Source organism: Protofrankia sp. CiP1_Cm_nod4 (genome assembly GCF_982290645.1).
The window spans coordinates 1-1,368 of sequence record NZ_CEVIVC010000224.1; the positions used below are offsets into that span (position 1 = coordinate 1).

A 1,368-nucleotide genomic window follows, 5' to 3' on the forward strand; every position below is an offset into this window, starting at 1 on the left:
CCCCAGCCCCGGCCTCGGCTTCGGCTTCTGGTGGGACGCCCGCCGAGCGCCGTGCGGCGGCCAGGCCCCTCGTCCACAGTTCGCGGCGCAGCGGCGGGTCGAGGACGGGCATGTCGACGGCGAGAACGTCCCGGTCGCCGTCCCACCGGCGCGTGCCGACCACGACGACCGGCGCCCGCAGCCTCGCCGCCAGGTCGCGGAGGGCCGCGGCCTGCTCATGATCGTGGATGTCGGCGGCGACGGCCTGCCCGCCGTCACGGCCGTCATCGGACGCCGCGCCGTCGAGCGCGGATCCGCCGATCACGTAGACGTACCGGCACAACGCGGCCTCCCGCTCGAGCAGCCGGACCACCTCGGCGCGTGCGGCCCACCCGAGCCGCGCGAGGGCCGCGGCGTCCACAGCCCGGGCGCGCAGCCCGAGCCGGCCGCACAGCGCGGCGGCGCAGGCCCGCCGTCCGCTGCCGGGTGGGCCGACCAGGCTGACGACCGGCCAGCGCGCCACCGGCGACGGATGCCCGCGCAGCCGCTCGGCGAGCCGGTCGACCAGCGTGAGGTGGGCTTCCGCGAGCGGCGCCGTCCTGATCTCCCCGAGCAGGCCGGTCACGGCGTCGTCGGTCCGGTTGACACCGAGCAGGAACTCCGCGACCCGGTCGTCGAGAACGAGCGGACGCCCGGTGAACGGCACACCGGGCCCGCCGGCCCCGATCCGCAGCAGCCCGAAACCGATCAGCGGCCGGCCCGTGCCGAAGCTCGCCACCGCCGCGTCCGGCCCCCACCACATCGGCGCCGCCGGTTCGTCCGACGGATCCGGTGGACTGGCCCGCGGCGCGTCAGCGAGCAGCACGGCCGCGAGGGCGGGCGTGGGGCAGCCGCGGGTGACGTCGTCGTGCGCGTAGGCGTAGAGGCGCTCGAACGCCGGGTCGAGGCGCGGCGCCAGGCAGAGCACCAGGCTGTCGCGCTCGAGATCGGTCAGGTCGAACACCGACGCGAGCACGTCCAGCGGGGCGGGCGTGTCCGCGTCGAGGAGCACCTCCCGGATCCGGTCGAGATCGTCACGTAACCGCGTGATGCGGGCGGTGAGGTCCCGCGACCGCGGGTCGACGTCGTGGAACAGCCACCGGGCGTCCGGGCCGTCCTGCGCGAGCAGCAGGTCGGCCTGCTCGTCGCTGATGACCGTGCCGTGCGCCGGGTGCAGCGGATCGCTCCCCCAGCGGGCCCGCAGCCAGCGGATGTGGCGGGCCAGCAGCAGTCTGATCAACGTGAGGTGGGCGCGTAGGAACGCCTCGTGCGCATCGGCCTCGGTGACCGTTCCGGCCGCTCCCGCGGACTCGTCGCGCGCGGCTGCCGGACCACTCGGCGCCGGGCTGT

General features: G+C 76.4%; 1 protein-coding gene. It reads right to left on the reverse strand.

Features of this window, described 5'->3' with window-relative positions; all coding sequences use genetic code 11:
• A partial coding sequence (locus AC5LSR_RS23165; RefSeq protein WP_493469027.1) for a hypothetical protein occupies positions 1-1,368 on the reverse strand: 1,368 nt, incomplete at both ends.